Origin of the sequence: Pedobacter planticolens, assembly GCF_014172375.1 — a bacterium.
GTDB lineage: Bacteria > Bacteroidota > Bacteroidia > Sphingobacteriales > Sphingobacteriaceae > Pedobacter > Pedobacter planticolens.
This window is the reverse complement of the sequence record NZ_WNXD01000002.1, coordinates 351,607-371,251: the sequence shown is the minus strand read 5'-3', so window position 1 is coordinate 371,251 and position 19,645 is coordinate 351,607. Positions and strand designations below refer to the sequence as shown.

The following is a 19,645-nucleotide window of genomic DNA, read 5'->3' as shown; positions in this document are numbered from 1 at the left end:
GCTCATGTTTGCATATATTGATGGTAAGTTAACATTTAAGTGTCCAACATATATTGTTGTAGAAGCTGGAGGTGTAGGTTACCACATCAATATATCGCTAAATACTTATTCCGCTTTAGCTAATGCAGAGCGATGCAAGGTATACACTTGGTTACATGTTAAAGAAGATGCGCATACGCTGTATGGTTTTGCTGATGAGGGTGAAAGAAGACTGTTTTTGCATTTAATTTCGGTATCTGGTATCGGTCCGACTACATGTAGAATGATGCTTTCGTCTATTACTCCAGTAGAAATTCAAAATGCAATTATACAGGCGGATGTGGCTTTAATACAGCAAATTAAGGGGATTGGGGCGAAATCTGCTCAAAGAATAGTACTAGAATTACAAGATAAACTGAAGAAAGAAGGACCTGATTCTTTAATTTCTATGCCTTTGCATAATACAACTAGAGATGAGGCGTTATCTGCATTAATTATGCTCGGATTTGGTAAACAAGTTGCAGAAAAAGCCATAGATAATGCTGTTAAAAGAACAGATCAGGATTTAACTGTAGAGCAAATGATTAAAATAGCTTTAAAAAATTTATAATTTAATTTCGCTTGAGAAACGCACTTGTTCTAAGTATTTTCTTGTTTTTTATCTTTGTAGGCAAAAGTGCCTTTTCTCAAGTTACGCCCTCAAAGTCGAGAGCAGATTCGTTAAAAAACTCTTTTAATTTACGTGAAAAGCAATATTTAGGTCTAAGGACCTACACCAATCCATTTTTAACTTTGCCCGAAAATATCAAAAGGGAAGTTGAATATGACGCACAAAATAAACGATACATTATTACCGAACGTGTTGGAGGTAGACTGTATTCGCCTCCTCAATATTTAACTATTGAGCAATATTTAAGATTAGTAAACAGTGAGATTAAACGTGATAACTGGCGCATTTTATCGAATGCAGAAATTGCTGATGTAAGAAAAACAGGAATTATCCCTCAGGTAAAAATCAATAGCCGAGTTTTTGAAAAAATATTTGGTGGAACTACAATTGATATTCAACCTCGTGGAGATGCTGAACTTACATTTTTAGGTCGTATAAATAAAAATGAAAACCCTTTATTTAACGAAAGACAGCGAGTTCAAAGCAATTTCGATTTTAACCAACGTATCCAAATGGATGTTGTGGGTGATATTGGAACGAAGATGAAAATCAAAATGAACTACAATACTGAGGCTCAGTTTGATTTTGAAAATCAGGTTAAATTAGATTATACAGGTGGTAAGGATGATATCATTAAAAAAATTGAAGCGGGTAATGTAAGTCTACCATTAAATAGTACATTAATTAATGGTACACAAGCCTTATTTGGAATTAAAACCCAATTGCAATTTGGCAAACTAGACGTAGCCGCTGTATTTACACAACAGAAATCACAATCTAAAGAAATACAGATAAATAATGGTGCTCAACAAAATGAATATAGACTTAGCGGCAGTGATTATGAGGCCAATAAACACTACTTTTTAGGTAAATATTTTCGAGATAATTACAATAAGTCTTTATCAAATCCACCAACCATAACTTCAGGAATTTTAGTTACAAAAATTGAGGTTTGGATTACCAATAAAACTGGAAATACTCAGGATTCAAGAGATGTTTTGGCTTTTCTTGATTTAGGAGAAAATCAACCTTATAATACCGCACAAGTAACGGGTGGTTCTTCGGTTTTACCATCCGCTTTTACTAACCCCACTTTTCCAACACAATCCAATAATTTATTGGCGAATATTCCGCCAGATTCTCGATTAACAAATAGCAATAGTGTAATTTCTTATTTTGCAGCAAATGGTGCGACAGATAATTTTGCGAAATTAACATACGCCAGAAAATTAACGGATAGAGAATATAATTTTCAACCTCAATTGGGTTATATTTCCTTAAATAATGCTTTAAATGCGGATGAAGTTTTGGCGGTTTCTTATCGTTATACGTACAACGGAGTTGAATATCAAGTAGGAGAATTTTCTACCGATGTAACTTTTGATCAGGAAAAACCGAAAGTATTGTATTCGAAATTATTAAAGAATGAAACTATAAAAACTAATTTGCCAACTTGGGATTTGATGATGAAAAACATCTATTCTATTGGTGGTTATCAAATTAGTAATCAGAACTTTAAATTAGATATTTTTAGAATTGATGATAAGACAGGAATAGAAATGCCTTTGATTAGAGAAGGTACAAAAACTGCTCTAAAACAATACATTGCGCTAACTAATTTAGATCAATTAAATCAGCAAAAAGAACGTAAACCAGATGGTGTTTTTGACTTTGAAGCAGAGAATAAACCTTTTGTAAGCAGTCAAAATCAGCAAAATAGCCAGAGTAATTATTCTCCAACGGGAGCTGGATTAAGCAGCTTAATTAATAATACAAATAGCGGTTACGTTACTATAGATCCTTTAAATGGAAGAATAATTTTTCCTTTAATCGAACCATTTGGAAGTGATTTGGCGACTAAATTTAATCTTCCAGCAGAGCAAGCTTTAGCTGATAAATATACTTATCAGCAATTATATGATTCAACAAAGGTTGCGGCGCAACAACAGTTTAGTAATAAAAATTTGTACATTATAAAAGGAGCTTATCAATCTGAAATTGCGTCAGAATTTTCGTTAAATTCTATCAATGTAACCGAAGGTTCTGTAAAAGTTTTTGCTGGAACAATTCCATTGCAAGAAGGAGCCGATTTTACTGTAGATTATCAGGGTGGAAGAGTTAAAATTGTAAATACTGCATTGTTAACTTCTGGTCAGCCGATAAGAATTACAACAGAAAATAATGAACTTTTTGGATTGCAACAACGTTCGCTCTTTGGTACGCGTTTAGATTATCATGTAAATAATAAACTGACTTTGGGTGGTACGTTCATGAACCTCACGGAGAAACCGTTAACTCAAAAAGTAAATTATTTAGAAGAACCGATTTCAAATACCATTTTCGGCTTCGATATGAATTATAGTTCGCCATCTCGGTTTTTGACCAAATTAGTCGATAAAATTCCTTTTATATCTACCAAAGCTCCATCAAGTATTACGTTTGCAGGAGAATATGCGCAATTAATTCCGGGACATCCGAGTGCTATAAATTCTGGCGGAGAAAAAGGTGGTTCAAGTTATTTAGATGATTTCGAGGCATCTCGATCAATTATTGATCTTAAAAGTTCGGTGCCATGGCAAATAGCGGGTACGCCACAGCTTTTCCCAGAATCGCAAATGGTAGATAATTTAGCTTATGGTTACAATAGAGCAAAACTGGCTTTCTATAATATCGACCCGACATTTTATCTTAAAAATTCAACAACAATACCTTCAAGTTTAAGAAATAATACTGCCGAATTATCTAATCACTATGTGCGGGAAATCATTGAACAAGAAGTATTTCCATTTAAAGAAATAAGTACTGGTCAGGCTATTAATTTACCCACTTTAGATTTAGCTTATTATCCTAGCATTCGTGGACCTTACAATTATACCACCACTGGTTTTTCTGCAAATGGTTTGTTAAATAACCCAAAAGCACGTTGGGGTGGTATTACCAGACGGGTAGATATTAACGATTTTGAGGCGAATAACATCGAATATATTGAGCTTTGGGTAATGGATCCGTATATGTACAAACCAACATCACAAGGTGGAGATTTGTATTTTAATATTGGAAATATTTCTGAAGACATTTTAAAAGACGGCAGAAAGTCGTTAGAAAATGGATTGCCTGCAAACGAAGATCCATCTAAATATGATGAAACCAGTTGGGGACGAGTAGCTAAATTACAACCAGTTGTACAGGCTTTTGATAATGAACCAGCCGCCAGAAAAGCCCAAGATGTGGGTTTAGATGGTTTATCAAATACAAATGAGAAAGTAAAGTTTGCAATATTAATTAATCAGATTAAATCACAGTTAAACCCTGATGCGGCGCTAGCTTTTGAAAACGATCCATCATCTGATGATTACTCTTATTTTAGAGGAACTAATTTGGATAATAGCAATGCTGGTATTTTAAAACGTTATCAAAATTACAATGGTACGGAAGGGAATTCTAAAACTTCGCAACAATCTGCCGAGGAATTAGGTTTAGAAAATTCGGCATCAACTTCGTTGCCAGATGGCGAAGACATTAATAGAGATAACAACATGACACAATCTGATGAATATTTTCAGTACAAAGTGTCTATGCGCCCAGGAGATTTAATTGTAGGACAAAACTTTGTAACCGATAAAGTTGTTTCACAAGTGAAGCTTGCTAACGGCCAAACTCAAAATGCGACTTGGTATCAAATTCGTATTCCTTTAGCGCAATATCAACAAAAAGTAGGTGGAATTCAGGATTTTAAATCGATACGATTTGTTAGGCTATTTATGACAAATTTTGCAGATACAGCGATTTTAAGGTTTGCGAAAATCCAATTAGTAAGAGGTGAATGGAGACAGTATAATGCTAAAAATGAGGCGCTTAAAGTAATTGCTGATCCTTCATTGTTGCCTGCAAGCCCTGATAATTCTACTTTAGAAGTTGCCACAGTAAATATAGAAGAGAACGGTAAACGCACACCAATACCTTATGTAGTACCTCCAGGAATTGAACGTGAACGTGATTTTAGTAATTATCGTGGAGATACACGTCAAAATGAACAATCTCTTGCGGTAATTATAAAAAAATTAAGAGATGGTTATGGTAGAGCTGCGTTTAAAACTGCAATTAATGATTTTAGATCGTACAAACGACTAGAAATGTATATCCATTTGGAAGCGATTAATGGTTCGGATTTGGCTGATAATGATTTAAGTGCTTTTTTACGTATCGGAACTGATAATCAAGATAATTATTACGAATACAACCAACCATTAAAAGTTACATTGCCTGGTACTAGCGATCCATATGCGATTTGGCCAGATCAGAATAAAATGGACATCGATTTGGAGTTATTCCAAAAAGCCAAAACAGCTAGAAATAATGCTCGCACAACTGGCGGATTACCTTGGCCGATAAATGTGCCTTTTACGTTTATTGATAAAGGAAATACCATTATTGTAAAAGGTCAACCTGATATGAGTAAAGTTAGAGTTTACATGTTAGGGCTTAAAAATCCATTACGTAATCCAGCTTCACCAGCAGGTGATGACGGTATGGAGAAAAATGCACAAGTTTGGTTTAATGAACTTCGATTAACCGAATTTGATGAACGTGGAGGTTGGGCTGCGACTGCTAGAATGAATGCAAAATTGGCTGATTTTGCAGATTTAAATATTTCAGGAAGTAAATCTACCATCGGTTTTGGTTCTTTAGAAAAGAAAGTTAGCGAACGCAATAGATCAGATAATACTTTTTTTGATGTTTCATCAAGTGTAGAGTTAGGTAAATTCTTGCCGCAAAAATCAGGAATCAAAATACCAATGTATATTAGTTATTCTAAACAAGTACTTACCCCACAATATGATCCGCGTACGCCAGATATCGAATTGAAAAATGCACTAAATGGAGCATCAAAAGTTCAACGTGATTCTATTCTAAATTTTGCTCAAGATTATACCACTAGAAGTAGTATTAACTTTACCAATGTACGTAAAGAACGACTTAATACAGAAAAGAAAGTAAGGTTATGGGATATAGAGAATTTTAATGTTTCTTATTCGCAGAGTAAATTTTCACATCGTGATTTTATCAATGAAACAAGTATTCAAAACACATATAGAGCTTCATTAGGATATAATTATGCAAGTACGCCTAAAAGTTATTTGCCATTTGATAAGTTAATTAAATCGAATACCTTGAAATTATTGAAGGATTTTAATTTCACTTTATTGCCAAGTTCTATCAATTTTAGAATAGATGTAGATCGTTTTTATTCTGAAAACACATTGCGAAATAATGATCCAAATAATTTCATCCCAATTAATACAACATTTAATAAGAACTTTTTGGTATCAAGGGTTTATGGCATCGCATGGGATTTAACAAACTCTTTGAGTTTAGATTTTGACGCAACAAATTACTCGATAATAGACGAACCAGATGGAAAAATTGAAGGTTTAAAAAGAGATACACTTTGGCAAAACTTAAAAACATTAGGACGTACAACAGATTACAATCACAACTTAAATATCAGATATAATTTACCAATTAATAAAATACCTGGATTAGATTGGATTAATATTGCAACAATTTACGGCACTAATTTTAACTGGCAAACTGAGCCATTGGCTACGTTAAGAGATCCAAATGTTAATCTTGGTAATACAATTCAAAACTCAAGAACGATACAGGTAAATCCAACCTTAAGTATGACTACTTTGTATAATAAGTTAGGATTCGTAAAAAGGAGTTTAAATAAAACAGATACGATTAATAAATTTTCTGATGTTTTGGTAGGTCTATTAACTAGTATTAAAAACATAAATGTGGCCTTTACTCAAACCAAAGGAACATTTTTGCCAGGATATTTACCTAAAACCAAATATTTTGGAATAGATGATGTTACCGGAGCACCAGGCTTTGGTTTTATATTTGGTAGCCAAAGAGATATTAGAGAAATGGCACTAAATAATGGTTGGCTATCAACCGATGAACTTCAAACGCAATTATATATTAATACGTTACGTGAAGATTTTCAGTTAACAAGTACTATTGAACCATTAAAAGATTTTAAAGTTACTTTAACAGCTACTAGAAATAGAACGTTAAATTATTCGACCAACTTTAAATACGATAACAGCATTAGTTCTTTCAGAAATTTGAGTCCAACCACAACTGGCGATTATAGTGTATCTATTATTACATTAGGAACAGCTTTTAAAGATAAGAATGGAAGTGTGGTTTCGAGTTTGTTTAATGAGTTTATGGCTAATAGACAAACTATTTCTCGTCGATTGGGAAGTGAAAATCCAAATTCAACTGGTAACACCAATGGATATGCAGATGGTTACGATAAAAATGCACAAGACGTAGTAATTTCTTCATTTATTGCAGCGTATACAGGCAAAAATGCAAATACAATGAGCTTAAATAATTTGCCAAAAATACCTTTGCCAAATTGGAGAATTACATATGGTGGTTTAACGAAAATTCCTTTCATTGCCGAGCGATTTTCTGAATTAGGTCTAAGACATGGTTATCGTTCTACGTATAGTGTAAACGGATTTAATAGCTTGTTAAAATATCAAGAAACGGATGGTTTTGTAAGCAGTAGAGATGTAAATCAGAATTTCTTGCCGTTATATCAATTTGCTCAAGTTAGTATTTCAGAACAATTTGCTCCTTTAATTGGAATTGATACCAGATTGAAAAACAATTTAACTGCCAACTTCGAGATTAATAAAACACGTATAATGGCATTGAGTTTATCAAATAGTCAATTGGCACAATTATCTGAAAATAACATGGTATTCGGATTAGGCTATCGAACCACTAAATTTAGATTTCCTTTTGGTTGGTTTAGCCAAATGAAAATGAATAATAATATGGATTTCAAACTAGATGTTGCTGTTAGAGATAATAAAACGGTAATTTATAGAGCAGATATTGCTGAGGCGGAAGTTTCATCTGGACAAAAAAATATTACTTTAAGACCGAGTGTAGATTATGTATTAAACCAACGTTTTAATGTGAAGCTTTTCTACGATTCTAATCTTACTAAACCTTATACTTCTCAATCATTTAATACCTCATTTAGCAATTTCGGATTTAGTTTGCGCATAACTCTAAATTAGTAATTGGTATAAATGCGTTTAATAATTACCTTTGATGCCAGTAGAGTTTTTCAAGCTCGATAAAAACAGATTGATTAAAAAACTAATATAAAAACAATGAATTTTCCATCAGAATTAAAATACACCAAAGACCACGAATGGGTAAGAGTGTCAGATAGCGAAGCTTTTATTGGTATTACAGATTTCGCACAGCGTGAGTTAGGTGATATTGTGTATATCGATATTAATAGCGTTGGCTCTGAAGTAAGTAAAGATGAAGTTTTTGGTACTGTAGAAGCAGTTAAAACGGTTTCAGATTTATTTATGCCTATAACAGCTACTGTTTTAGAAGTAAATGGTGATTTAAATGATAACCCTGAGCTGGTAAACTCTGATCCTTATGGTAAAGGATGGATGGTTAAAGTATCGCTAACAGATGCAACTGAAGTTGATGGATTATTAGGCGCAGAAGACTACAAAGCTTTAGTTGGTGCTTAATTAATGAGTAATACAATCAAAGCACTAAAACATCAACGATGGTCTATACTTTGGGCTATTATTGTTTTAGTGCTTTGTGTTATAAAACTGCCAGATAGTGGCACAGAATTCTTTTTTGAAGGATTTGATAAAATGACACATTTAGGTTTTTTTTATGTACTCACCATCTCACTATTTTATGGCAAAATTAAATACCAACATAATTTTACTTTTCGTTCATTAACCATTTTTAAAATAATTCTTATCTCGGTAATATTAGGTGGAGGTATAGAATTATTGCAATGGAAGGTGTTTACCTACAGATCTGCCGAATGGTGGGATTTTGGTAGCGATATGATCGGAACCTTTATGGGGGTGTTTAGTTACGTTTTATTACACCTATCAAACTACAATGAGAAAAAGGTTTAAGCTTATTTTAATTTTATTAATGGCTGTGCTATTTAATTCGTGTAGTCTTTTTAAACCTTCTTGCCATTGCCCTAAAATGCCCCGTGCTAATTATCAAATGCAATAATTAGACTTTCATTATATTAATTCTCCTCCGTCAAAAAAGCAATTTACCCCCAATTCTGTAACGACAAAGTTAGTTGTATTTAAAATGTTACCCACATTTTTACACTTGTTAACAAACTTTTGCGGCTTGAGCTAGTCTGATAGGGTAACTTTACAAAATTATATAAAAATAGAAATGAAGAATTTTTTACAAAGATCCATACTCATCGCACTTTTATTCGTGAGTTATTTTGCTAATGCTCAAACTAGTGGCACAGCTACTGGTAAAGTACTAAATGGCAAAGATAAGTCACCCCTTGATTATGCATCTATAGCTATCAAAAAACTAAGTGATTCGAGTACCGTTGGTGGTACAAATACAAGTGCCACAGGTACTTTTACAATTAATGGATTAACACAAGGCAAATACAGATTATACGTAGTATACCTAGGTTTAAAAACCATTACAAAAGATTTCGAACTTACTGCAGCAACCCCAGGTATTAACTTTGGTAATTTAACGATGGAGGATACTGGCGTTACTTTAAATGCAGTAGAGATTAAAGGAGAAATTCCTCCGGTAGTAGTTAAAAAAGATACGTTAGAAATTAGCGCATCTACACTTAAAGTGAAAGAAAATGCAGTGGTTGAAGATCTTTTAAAGAAAGTACCAGGTGTAGATGTAGCTAAAGACGGTACAATTACCGCTCAGGGTGAAACCATCAAAAAAGTAAGAGTAGATGGAAAAGATTTTATGGGAAGCGATCCATTATTAGCAACAAGAAATTTACCGGCAGATATGGTTGATAAGATTCAAATTATTGATGACATGTCAGATCAATCTAAATTCTCTGGAGTTGATGACGGTAACCGTGAAAAAATCATTAACATCACTACTAAAAACGGTGTTAAAAATAAAGGAATTGTTGGAAACAGTACAGTTGGTTATGGCACAGATGATCGTTACGACGTGAATTTGAATGCAAACTATTTCAACAAACAACAGCAGATTTCATTCATTGGTCAATTCAATAATGTGAATAAGCAAAATTTTGGCGGTGGAATAACTGGCGGTGGCGGCGGTGGTCGGGGGCAATTTGGTGGTGGTAGCGCATCTTCTGGTGGTATTACGACAACTAATGCTGCTGGTATTAACTTTGGTGATACTTATGATGACGGAACTCAAGTGAATGGAAGTTACTTCTTTAATAAAACTTCATTATTTAATACCAATAATAGCTTTACTCAAAACTTACTGGCTAATAATACAATTACAAATTTAAGTGATTTGAATAGTACAAGTGATCGATTAAATCATCGTTTAAATTTCATGATTGATACTAAGCTTGATAGCAATACTTCAATTAGAGTTCAACCTTCAATATCATATACAGAAAATACTGGATATAGCATATACAACTATAACCGTACTGTTGGAGCGAACAATACAATTGGAAACCAGAATCTACAAACTAATTCTGAAACACCATCGATTAGTAATAGTATGCTTATTCGTCATCGTTTTCAACGTAGAGGTCGCACATTATCATTAAACATCAGCACTAGTATAAATGATAGCGATGCAGATAATTTTAATTATAATTTGCAAACTGTTAAAGTTGGGTCGGTTTCAACTAGTACTTTACTTAACCAATTGAATGATAATAATACTCATTCATTAAGTAATACTGCTCGTTTAGTATTTACTGAGCCTCTATCCAAAACATTAAGTTTAGAAACAAATTATCAAAATGGATATAGTTTTGATAACAAAGAACGTTTTGTATACACTTTCAATAATGCGACCCAGAGCTATGATATTAAGGATAATACCTATAGCAATGAATATGAAAATACAACGTGGACAAATTCGATTGGTTTAAGCTTACAGAAAACTGAGAAAAAATACAATTGGAATGTAGGGTTAGCTGGTCAATATACAACACGTGCCAACGTAAATGTTACTACGGGTGAAGAACTTAATAGAGATTTCATTAATCTTACGCCAACGGCACAGTTCAGATATAATTTCAGTAATAGTAAACGATTAACCATTAGATACAACGGTAGAACAAATCAACCAACTATTGATCAGATTCAACCTATTCCTGATAATACCCAGACACAGATTGTTCCTATAGGAAATCCAAACTTGAAACCATCATTTCAAAACAGTTTGAACATCTTCTATAACAATTTTGATTTTGCAACCTACAGAACGTTCTTTATTGGTGGGTTTTTCAATCAATATTTCAATGCAATTGCTAATGATCAAAGGGTAAATACAACTACTGGTATTATTCAGAATGGTTATGCAAATGTTGATGGTAATTTCAGTGCATCTGTTTTCAGTAATGTAGGTCAGCCGATTATTAAAGGAAACAAATTAACCTTACAAATTAATGTAAATGCTAATTATGATAAAAGTACCAACCTATCTGATGGTCTTGAAAACGTAACCAAATCATTAACTTTATTAAATGGCTATAAATTGGTTTCAAACCTTGATAAATTAGATTTAATTGCAGGAATTTCTGGTAGCTGGACACATGGAGATTATTCATTAGCATCTACAGTTAATTCTTATACATTAGCACCAAATATTGATGTGAGCTATTTATTTCCAGGAAATATCCGTTTGCAATCCGATGTAACTTATAACCAAACAACTGGTAGAGGAGCAGACTACAATACAAGCTATACTTTGGTAAACGCTTACATGAGTCGTCAGTTCTTTAAAAACAAAGGAACATTTAAATTGTCGGTAAACGATTTGTTTAATGAAAATACTGGTATTTCGAGAACAGTAGCAAATAACCAGATTTCTGATGTGAACTTTAATGTATTAAAACGTTATTACATGTTTTCATTTACCTACTCATTAGGAAATATTGGCGGAAGATCGATGCAGATGCCAGGTCAAGGCGGTGGTCAAAGAATGAGAATGGGCGGAATGTAAACTCATTTCAAACTAATGAAAAAATCGTCATCATTAATTTGGTGGCGATTTTTTTTGCCTAAAAATAGCATCTTTATTTACGCTTTGTTATTTGGATTTAATATAAATAAAGGGTAAATTGCGCAATATTTCATTATGAAGCTTTCACAGTTAAACCCAGGAGAACAAGGAACAATCGTATCATTTACAGATTTAGAAATGTCTGTTAAATTGATGGAAATGGGCTGTCTTCCAGGTGAAGTTGTTGAAGTTGAACGCTTTGCTCCACTTGGAGATCCTATAGCTATCCGCGTTGCAGGATATCAACTTTGTTTACGTAAAAGCGAAGCTTCTGTTATCATAATTCAGTAATACATTGGCGGATATTAAAGTTGCATTAGTTGGTAATCCGAATACCGGAAAATCTACCCTCTTTAATCTGTTAACTGGATTAAATCAAAAAATTGGAAACTTTCCAGGTATTACCGTTGATAAGAAAGTTGGTTTTTGCAAACTATCAGCTACTCAAAATGCCGAAATTATTGATTTACCAGGTACGTACAGTTTATATCCAAAAAGTAAGGATGAAAGTATCGTTTTTCAAGTATTAGCAGATAAAAATAATTCAAGCCATCCTGATGTTGTTGTTTTAGTAGCCGATGCCACTAATTTACGCCGTAATCTTTTACTGTGTTCTCAAGTGGCAGATTTAGGTTTGCCTATGCTCTTGGTGCTCAACATGACAGATATGGCTCGCAAAGAGGGTATTCATGTTAATGTAAATAAATTATCAGAGCGATTAGGGATACAGGTTGTAGCCATGTCGGCGAGAAAAAACGATGGTTTAGACACGTTAAAAAAAGCTATTTCTCACACTACAGCGATCAGTACTCAGGTTTCGGGTATAGATGTAACTATTTTTGCACCAGAGGCGATTGCCGAAGTAAAAGCAAAAATCAAAACAGAAAATGATTATTATGCGTTGCAAGTTTTGCATCAACATGAGCATTTAACATTTTTTACAGCTAAAGAACAACAAGAAATTGAAGCCATTGAAAAGGCTCATCATTTCGAATCATCAAAAATACAAGGTGCCGAAACCATAGCGAGATACCGTTATTTGAGTACAGTTTTAACAGATCTAATTTTTGATACAGGCGCAGAAAAGAAATTTAAGGTTACGGATAAATTAGATTCAATTTTAACCAATCGCTTTTGGGGATTTTTCATCTTCATTCTCATTTTATTCTTCGTTTTTAACGCAATTTTCTCTTGGTCTTCTTATCCAATGGAACTCATTGAAAATGGTTTTGTATGGCTAACTGAATTCGGTCATGCCCATTTACCTGCCGGAGTATTAACCAATCTTTTATTAGATGGAGTAGTTGCTGGGCTTGGTGGAATCATCATATTTATCCCTCAAATTGCTATTCTGTTTGCGTTAATTTCCATTTTAGAAGACACTGGCTATATGGCTAGGGTTACTTTTATGATGGATAAAATTATGCGAAAATTTGGTTTAAGCGGTAAATCTGTAGTACCAATGATTGGTGGAATTGCCTGTGCAGTACCCTCAATTATGAGTGCTCGTAACATCGAAAACTGGAAAGATCGTATCATTACCATCATGGTTACGCCATTAGTAAGTTGCTCGGCAAGGTTACCAGTTTATACCTTGTTGATATCGCTGGTTGTACCTAATAAAATGATTTTAGGTTTTTTAAGCTTGCAAGGCTTAACGCTCATGGCCATGTATGTAATTAGTATTGTGGCTGCAATTTTAGTCGCATTGGTCATGAAATTTATCATTAAGGCTAAAGAGAAATCGTATTTTATTATGGAATTACCTGTGTATCGCATGCCGCGTTGGAGCAATGTGATTTACACGATGTACGAAAAATCTAAAACTTTTGTGCTAGAAGCCGGTAAGGTAATTATTGCTATTTCTATCGTTTTGTGGGTATTGGCTACTTATGGGCCGAGTAAAAGATTTGATGCTATAGAGAAGAAATACACTGCTATTGAAGCAAATTCTACTGATAGTGTGCAACTGGCATCTTTAGAAAGAGATAAAGCGGCAGAAAAATTAGAAAATTCTTACGCTGGTATTTTAGGACAAACTATCGAACCAGCCATTAAACCTTTAGGTTTCGATTGGAAAATAGGTATTGCATTAATTACTTCTTTCGCCGCTCGCGAAGCTTTTGTAGGAACAATGTCGACCATTTATAGCGTAGATAATGGCGATGAACAAACGGCTACTATCCGCAATAAAATGAGGGATGCTAAAAATCCTGAAACTGGTTTGCCTGTATTTACATTCGCCACTTCATTATCGTTAATGTTATTTTACGCTTTCGCGATGCAATGTATGAGTACAGTTGCGGTAGTTTATAGAGAAACTAAATCGTGGAAATGGCCAGTGATACAATTGGTTTATATGACGGCAATGGCTTATGTAGCCAGTTTGATTGCCTATCAATTCTTAAAATAATTAGTAGATTTACTTCGTGGATAAAGTTGATGTTTTAGCACAGTATATGCCTGCGCCTGCAGCTCCAATCATTTCTAAATGGATTGATTATTTTCAGTGCGAATTTAAAATCTCCAAAAACAGAACGACTAAACTTGGCGATTATCGACATCCGTTTAAGGATAAAGGGCATAAGATTTCTGTAAATAACGATCTTAATCCCTATGCTTTTTTAGTAACTACGGTACATGAGTTCGCTCATCTATTAACATGGAATGATCATAAAAATAAAGCGAAACCGCATGGAGCAGAGTGGAAGCATAATTTTAAACGGATGATGAACCCGTTTTTTGAATTACAGGTTTTCCCGACAGATATTCATCATACTATCATTAATTATCTAAATAATCCTGCGGCATCAAGTTGTACTGATTTAAGATTGGCTAGAGCATTAAAAAAATACGATACACATTTATCTACTAGTAGAATTGAAGAGTTACCCCTACATACAGTATTTACGCTAAAGGATGGTAGGAAATTTACAAAAGGCGAGCGAATTAGAAAACGCTATAGATGTGTTTGTTTAGACAATGGAAATACTTATTTATTTAATCCATTAGCCGAAGTATTGTTGGCTACCGGAACATAAATAGCTTCATTATCTTTTACAACCCATTTAAAGTTTAGTTTCTGATCTTTAAAATTAATGGGGTCATTTAAAAGGCTATCGATAAATGCATCTCTTTCTTTAACTAAAACACTAGCGCTATAACTGTTTTGGATTTTACTTCTTAATATAATATATCGCGAATCTGGGTAAGTGGTAATACTTTCAAACACTACATCGAATTTATCGCTACCGTTTAGCACGTTATTTAATGAGTTTACATTTTCAAGGTAGCTCTGATCTGGCTTATTATTCTTGCTTAATGGCAAGTCTATATAAGGTAATGAATTTATAGCGGACTGGGTTGCTGCCGTTTTATTCTCTATTTTGAAAACGGTATTACTGCGCAAATAAGTGCGTGTATCTTTAAAAACTGTACCTTCTTCATTCACTAATTCATTTTTATCCTTTTCTAAAATTAAGCTATCATTCTTAAAATAATATCTTTTTAAACTATTGCTAATACCTCCATTATAGGCATGTTCTATTACTAAAATAGCTTTATTAGCTAAACTATATTTTTCTACATAGAATGATAAATCGCCGAGCATGTATACTAAACTTGTGCTTTTTGAGAGTTGGGTTAAGTTTTTGTCTATCGAATCTGTGTATTGTATAATAGATTTTGCGGTGAGGTTGGTTGCATATTCATCTGCTACATCTGCTTGCGGATGATCGGATTTAATATAGTTACAGCCCAGCATTGTACTAAATGCGGCAATTAAGATTAAAAAATATACAGTTTTCATGGCGCTTTCAATAATGTAGGTGTGTTGTTTATGGTTTGGCTATTATCGTGCCAAGCTCAGGGCTTAACCCTTTCTTAGGAGTGGGATGTTTATGATGGAAATTAATAGTATATAAATGCATGTGCTAGGTTCTTACTTGCGTTTTCTAGGTTTCTTCTTGCGTTTGCTAGGTTCTTACTTGCGTTTGCTAGATTTCTTCTTGCGTTTACTAGGTTCTTACTTGCGCTTGCTAGGTTTCTTTTAACGGGTGTTATTTTATTGCACTGTTTTGAGTTTATTAAACCTGATTGGAGTGGAAATACTTTTTTGTTGCAGATGCTTCACTTCGGCTGCACTCAGTGCAGGCTAGCTCAGCATGACAAACACAAAAAAGATTGTAACGGAAAGCAGGGCTGTCGGGAGCGATGGATTACTGGTTTTGCTTTACACCGCTAAATCTCCTGAAGGGACTTCCAAAGGTTAATAAAGATTCTTCGCTTCACTCTGAATGACAAATTGGGGGTTAGATTTTATTAGTATGAGGGAGATTGCTGCAGTCGGTGAAGAACCTCCTTCGCAAAGACGGGAATGGGTAAATAACCACCCCGCCCTTCGGACACCTCTAGGGGAGGGGAATGTTAATAAGCCAATATTTTTTCTACTGTTTGGGCTAATCTGTGTTTTGCTAAGAAGCTATCTTCTAACACTTTGCTCATTGGGATGGCGGTGTCCAGACTTGTGCAACGGAGTACGGGAGCATCGAGATTTGTAAAGCAATGTTCGCCTATCCAAGCGGCTAATTCGGCACCGAAACCGTTGCTTAGGGTATCTTCGTGTAAAATAATAACTCGGCCTGTGGCTTTTACTGCTGTTGCTACGGCTTCTTTATCCCATGGTTGTAGGCTTACTAAATCCACCAATGTGGCTGAAATTTCTGGATGTGTATTTAAATATTCTAATGCCCAATGCACGCCCAAACCATAGGTGATGATAGTTAATTGTTCGCCTTGTTTTAAAACATTTGCCTTACCAATTTCGACGGTATAATAGCCATCGGGTACGTTGCCGATTAAGCTGCGATATAGGTATTTATGTTCGAAATAAATTACGGGGTTGGGGTCTTCAATTGCGGCAATTAATAAGCCTTTTGCATCATAAGGAAAAGCTGGGTAAACTACTTTTAAGCCTGGGGTTTTGGTAAACCAAGCCTCGTTACTTTGCGAGTGGAAAGGGCCAGCGCCGGTTCCTGCACCTGTTGGCATACGTACCACTACATCGGCTTTTTCGCCCCAACGGTAATGTGTTTTGGCTAAATTATTAATTATCTGATTAAAGCCGCAGGTTACAAAATCTGCAAATTGCATTTCGACAACGGCTTTGTATCCATTAATAGAAAGTCCTAAACCTGCCCCGACAATTGCAGATTCGCAAATAGGGGTGTTGCGTACTCTGGCTTTACCAAATTGGCTTACAAAACCATCGGTTATTTTAAAAGCACCACCGTATTCTGCTATGTCTTGCCCCATGATAACTAAATTATCATACCGTTGCATTCCTTCTCTTAATCCGTCGGTAATTGCATCTAAATAGCGTTTTTCTGTTTGTGCCGAGGTAGGGGCGACTACTTTTTGATTGTAAGGCGCATACATATCATCCAACTCTGTTGTAGGGTTAGCGATGGGTTCTTGCTCGTTAAATGCGGCTTCTACTTCTTGTTCGATATCGGTTTTGAATTTGCTTTTTATGGAGGCAATTAACTCATCGTTTAATATGTTTTGGGTAATGAGATAGTCTTCAAAATTCTTTACAGGATCTTTTTTTGTCCATTCATCAAACAGGTGTTGAGGAACATATTTAGTGCCGGATGCTTCTTCGTGGCCCCGCATACGGAAGGTTAGACATTCTATTAAAACAGGGCGAGGATTTTGTCGGATGCTTGCCGCAATTTCGCTTAGTTTATCATACACTTCGAGGATGTTATTTCCGTCTAATTGAATTCCTTCTATTCCGTATCCAATTGCTCGATCTACTAAATGTTTACAATTAAATTGCTCGTTTATAGGTGTTGAAAGACCGTAACCATTGTTTTCTATTAAAAAGATAACGGGTAAATTCCATACGGATGCTACGTTTATGGCTTCGTGAAAATCGCCTTCACTGGTGGCGCCTTCACCTGTAAAAACTAAGGTAGCGTGTTGTTTGTTTGCAATTAAATCGGCTAGTGCAATTCCATCGGCCAATGCCATTTGAGGACCTAAGTGAGAAATCATACCTATGATTTTATATTCTTGTGTACCAAAATGGAAAGAACGATCTCGACCTTTTGTAAAACCTGATATTTTCCCTTGCCACTGCGCCATTAACTTTTTAAGGGGAATGTTTCTGCTGGTAAATACGCCTAAATTGCGGTGCATTGGCAAAATATATTCATCGCTCTGCATGGCTAATGTGCTACCAACGGCTATGGCTTCTTGTCCAATTCCTGAAAACCATTTGCCAATTCGCCCTTGGCGGAGAAGAATAAGCATTTTTTCTTCGACCATACGGGGATAAAGTAATGTTTTATAAAGTGCTAAGAGTTGAGCATCGTCTTTATCTTTTCTATCGAATTGCATATTTGGTTGGTAATTGGTATCTAGTATTTGGATTGAGGTAAGACTTCGGACTTATGACTCAGGACTACTCTTCCTCTCTTCCCATTGTTTGGAGAAAGATTTTGGTGCTATTTCTGGCATATCACGGTATTTACCCCAACTCTTTTTAAAGAATTTTTTGAGGAGGAAATTTTTCATTTTGCCACTTACCATATCCATTAATGAACGTTTTTGCATTCCTTTTTTCCATAATTTCCAGCCAATTTCTTCGACTTTGGTATTTACGTGGTCGGCAGCTGCATCTCTACGGTTTAAGAGTAGCATTTTATGAATATCTATTTTAACTGGGCATACTTCAGAACATTTTCCGCATAGGCTAGAGGCGTAGCTTAAATGTTTAAATTCTTTCATCCCTTTAAAATGAGGAGTGATAATGGAACCAATTGGTCCGCTATAAGTTGTGTTATACGTATGGCCACCAATATTTTTATACACTGGACAGGCGTTTAAACATGCGCCGCAGCGAATGCAATATAGGGCTTGACGTTGGTCTTTTTGAGCTAATAAATTGGTGCGACCGTTATCTAAAAGGATAACATACATTTCTTCTGGACCATCGGTTTCATTGGCTTGCTTTGGTCCGCTAAGAATGGTGTTATAAACTGTTAAGTTTTGTCCGGTACCATGACTTGCTAGTAGTGGCCAAAATAAATCAAGGTCGGCGATGGATGGAATTACCTTCTCTATACCCACAATTGCGATGTGTATTTTAGGGAAAGTAGTGCACAAGCGAGCATTGCCTTCATTTTCTGTTAGGGCGATGCTACCGGTATCAGCAATTAGAAAGTTTCCGCCAGAAATACCGATATCAGCTTTAAGATATTTGTCTCTTAATAATTCTCTTGCTTTTTGAGTTAATTGTTCTGGGGTTGCATCTACTGGTGTACCAAATTTATCGTGAAAAAGCTGAGCTATTTCCTCTTTGGTTAAGTGCATTGCAGGCGTTACAATGTGATAAGGTTTTTGACCAAGGAGTTGTACAATGTATTCGCCAAGATCGCTTTCTAATGATTCGATATCATGTTCTTCTAGAAATTCGTTGAGGTGAATTTCTTCGGTAGTCATCGATTTAGATTTGATAACGGTTTTGCCGTTATTTCTTTGAATGATGTTTAGGATTTCTTTTTGAGCTTCGGCAACATCATTTGCCCAAATTACTTTACCACCTCGTTTTTGAAAGTTTGATTCGAATTCTGGCAGAAATTTATCTAAGTTCTCCATCACCCGCCACTTTACTACATGTGCTTTTTTCTTTGAAGCTTCTAAGTTTTCGAATTTGGAAAGACCTCGTTCTACTGCAGTATTGTATTTCCCAATGTTATGGTTAATGGTTTTACGATGTGGTAAGTCGAAAGCCTTTTCATCAGCTTTTACCAAAAATTCTTCTGCAGTATTGATCATGTTCAAATATACAAGCAGAAAGCTAAAAGACCAAAGGCTAAAAGCGAAGAAAGGACT

At 34.9% G+C, this 19,645-nt stretch carries 11 protein-coding genes; 8 read left to right on the top strand and 3 right to left on the bottom strand.

Going from position 1 to position 19,645, the window contains the following annotated elements:
- Positions 1-4 precede the first annotated feature (4 nt).
- From ruvA to GM921_RS10200, 8 genes are all read left to right on the top strand, one after another.
- Positions 5-589 carry a Holliday junction branch migration protein RuvA gene (ruvA, locus tag GM921_RS10235; RefSeq protein ID WP_182922547.1) on the top strand — a complete coding sequence of 195 codons (585 nt, stop codon included), beginning with the start codon at positions 5-7 and terminating at the stop codon, positions 587-589.
- An 11-nt stretch (positions 590-600) separates the two neighbouring features.
- Positions 601-7,758, top strand: a complete 7,158-nt coding sequence (sov, locus tag GM921_RS10230; protein WP_182922546.1) for a T9SS outer membrane translocon Sov/SprA — start codon at positions 601-603, stop codon at positions 7,756-7,758.
- Between the two features lie 96 nt (positions 7,759-7,854).
- Positions 7,855-8,235, top strand: a complete 381-nt coding sequence (gene gcvH / locus GM921_RS10225) for a glycine cleavage system protein GcvH (RefSeq protein WP_182922545.1) — start codon at positions 7,855-7,857, stop codon at positions 8,233-8,235.
- A gap of 3 nt (positions 8,236-8,238) precedes the next feature.
- Positions 8,239-8,643 carry a VanZ family protein gene (locus GM921_RS10220; protein ID WP_182922544.1) on the top strand — a complete coding sequence of 135 codons (405 nt, stop codon included), beginning with the start codon at positions 8,239-8,241 and terminating at the stop codon, positions 8,641-8,643.
- Positions 8,644-8,923: 280 nt separating this feature from the next.
- On the top strand, positions 8,924-11,686 hold the full coding sequence (locus GM921_RS10215) for an outer membrane beta-barrel family protein (protein ID WP_182922543.1): 2,763 nt from the start codon (positions 8,924-8,926) through the stop codon (positions 11,684-11,686).
- 135 nt (positions 11,687-11,821) lie between these two features.
- The gene (locus GM921_RS10210) at positions 11,822-12,037 is read left to right on the top strand and encodes a FeoA family protein (RefSeq protein ID WP_173272985.1); all 216 of its coding nucleotides are present in this window, start codon (positions 11,822-11,824) and stop codon (positions 12,035-12,037) included.
- Positions 12,038-12,050: 13 nt separating this feature from the next.
- Positions 12,051-14,159, top strand: a complete 2,109-nt coding sequence (gene feoB, locus GM921_RS10205) for a ferrous iron transport protein B (RefSeq protein ID WP_182923910.1) — start codon at positions 12,051-12,053, stop codon at positions 14,157-14,159.
- Positions 14,160-14,205: 46 nt separating this feature from the next.
- Positions 14,206-14,787, top strand: coding sequence for a SprT-like domain-containing protein (locus tag GM921_RS10200; RefSeq protein WP_182923909.1), 582 nt, complete (start codon positions 14,206-14,208; stop codon positions 14,785-14,787).
- On the opposite strand, the gene GM921_RS10195 is transcribed toward GM921_RS10200, so the two are convergent.
- The 3 genes from GM921_RS10195 to GM921_RS10185 all read right to left on the bottom strand — a co-directional run bounded on the left by GM921_RS10195 (position 14,739) and on the right by GM921_RS10185 (position 19,588).
- Positions 14,739-15,554: a hypothetical protein gene (locus GM921_RS10195; RefSeq protein ID WP_182922542.1), complete on the bottom strand. Its 816-nt coding sequence runs from the start codon at positions 15,552-15,554 to the stop codon at positions 14,739-14,741. The two genes, GM921_RS10200 and GM921_RS10195, sit on opposite strands and share 49 nt — an antisense overlap.
- A 617-nt stretch (positions 15,555-16,171) precedes the next feature.
- Positions 16,172-18,148 (bottom strand): alpha-ketoacid dehydrogenase subunit alpha/beta, encoded by a 1,977-nt coding sequence (locus GM921_RS10190; protein ID WP_182922541.1) that lies wholly within the window; start codon positions 18,146-18,148, stop codon positions 16,172-16,174.
- Positions 18,149-18,199: 51 nt separating this feature from the next.
- Positions 18,200-19,588: a LutB/LldF family L-lactate oxidation iron-sulfur protein gene (locus GM921_RS10185; RefSeq protein WP_182922540.1), complete on the bottom strand. Its 1,389-nt coding sequence runs from the start codon at positions 19,586-19,588 to the stop codon at positions 18,200-18,202.
- Positions 19,589-19,645: the final 57 nt, after the last annotated feature.

Excerpts from the sequence above, each read along its gene's own strand:
- ruvA (WP_182922547.1), top strand. The coding sequence starts at position 5 with ATGTTTGCATATATTGATGGTAAGTTAACATTTAAGTGTCCAACATAT.
- gcvH (WP_182922545.1), top strand. The coding sequence starts at position 7,855 with ATGAATTTTCCATCAGAATTAAAATACACCAAAGACCACGAATGGGTA.
- GM921_RS10220 (WP_182922544.1), top strand. The coding sequence starts at position 8,239 with ATGAGTAATACAATCAAAGCACTAAAACATCAACGATGGTCTATACTT.
- GM921_RS10215 (WP_182922543.1), top strand. The coding sequence starts at position 8,924 with ATGAAGAATTTTTTACAAAGATCCATACTCATCGCACTTTTATTCGTG.
- GM921_RS10210 (WP_173272985.1), top strand. The coding sequence starts at position 11,822 with ATGAAGCTTTCACAGTTAAACCCAGGAGAACAAGGAACAATCGTATCA.
- GM921_RS10200 (WP_182923909.1), top strand. The coding sequence starts at position 14,206 with ATGCCTGCGCCTGCAGCTCCAATCATTTCTAAATGGATTGATTATTTT.
- GM921_RS10195 (WP_182922542.1), bottom strand. The coding sequence starts at position 15,554 with ATGAAAACTGTATATTTTTTAATCTTAATTGCCGCATTTAGTACAATG.
- GM921_RS10190 (WP_182922541.1), bottom strand. The coding sequence starts at position 18,148 with ATGCAATTCGATAGAAAAGATAAAGACGATGCTCAACTCTTAGCACTT.
- GM921_RS10185 (WP_182922540.1), bottom strand. The coding sequence starts at position 19,588 with ATGATCAATACTGCAGAAGAATTTTTGGTAAAAGCTGATGAAAAGGCT.